A 1,393-nucleotide genomic window follows, 5' to 3' on the forward strand; every position below is an offset into this window, starting at 1 on the left:
CCTTCCCCTTTGTGGGTTTTTGAGCGGAACGCCATCTGGGTTTTACTGGCCGGTAACGACCCCGGCGGGATGTTGTTGGCGTGATAGGTCCGCCCCGTGACAATCGGTTGATCCGGATCGCCGTGCAGAAAATCCACCACCACTTCCTGACCAATACGCGGAATGGCCAGCATGCCCCAGCCCTGGCCCGCCCACGGCTGGGTTACCCGGATCCAACAGGAGCTGTTGTCATTGCTCTGCCCGTAGCGATCCCATAAAAATTGCAGGCGGATGCGGCCGTATTCGTCGCAGTAAATCTCTTCCCCCGGTGGCCCCACCACCATGGCGATCTGCGGGCCGTCCATCGCCGGTTTAGCCAACGGCGTCGGCCGCCAGGTCTGGGTGTGCGGAATAAAACTGAAGTGGTTGAACAGCACCGTGCCCTGATCGCCAGATGCCTGCTCCAGCGCCTGCATCTGTTTGCCGCTGTGCTGAATGCCGAGCAACTGCCAGGCGTGGTTCAGGTCACCACGCGGGTGGTTGTACAGGCTGAACAACTGCCCCGGCTGGAGGGTAAAATCATTGCTCGCCCCCTGCCCCAGATTGGCGTCATTGCGCAGTGCGTCCAGCCGGTAGCGGGTAAAATCCTGCCCGTGCTGGGCATCTTTGAAGCGCCCCGGAAAATCAAAATGCTCGTAGTCCGGTCGCTGGTTTTGCAGTTCTCCCGACTGTTCACTGAAGGCCGCGGCCCAGTTCGGGTTTTTAAAGGTGTAGTCTTTCAGTTGCACCATCGCCGGGCGCACCTGCGCACTGCGGGTGAAGGTGGTGATACTCAGTTCCTGCGCCTGCGCCGCCACATTCGGGTTATAGGGCAGTGACGCGCCTTTCGGCAGGGAGCCAACATCATCGGCATACACCACGGTATTTTTCCCGGCGCTGAACTCGAAGTAGTAGAAAATCCCCTCTTCTGCCGTCAGGCGCTGGATAAAATCAAAATCGGACTCCTGATATTGCACGCAGAACTCGCGCACCGGGTGCGGGTGGCGAAAACCAAAAGCAAAATCGTTGATGCCGTTCTCTTTCAGCAGGGTGGTGATGATCTCTTCCACCGAGGCCTGCTGGAAGATGCGGGCATTGCGCCGCAGGCTGGTGCGCCACAGCGCCGGGCGGATCACCATGCTGTAGCGGGTCTGATGAAAACCGGTATCGCCCTGTTCAAAGCTGGCGACCATGCCGGTCACGCTGCGTTGCAGTACCCCTTCGCGCCAGATAAACAGCGTGGCGTCTTCATCCAATACCGCCGCAAAATCCACCGCCGGATCGGCACTCGCCAGCCCGACATTGAGCACAAACGGCGAGGAGAGCATCTCGCTCAGGGTGAAATCCACCACCGCAAAGGTCTGGGGCGGTAAAC

1 protein-coding gene is annotated in these 1,393 nt (G+C 59.5%); it reads right to left on the reverse strand.

Annotated features, from left to right (window positions below; genetic code table 11):
• The coding region (locus tag AC971_RS22395; protein ID WP_072071385.1) for a type VI secretion system Vgr family protein at window positions 1-1,393 on the reverse strand (1,393 nt) is incomplete at both ends.

The sequence above is a fragment of the Yersinia similis genome (genome assembly GCF_001053095.1).
GTDB lineage: Bacteria > Pseudomonadota > Gammaproteobacteria > Enterobacterales > Enterobacteriaceae > Yersinia > Yersinia similis.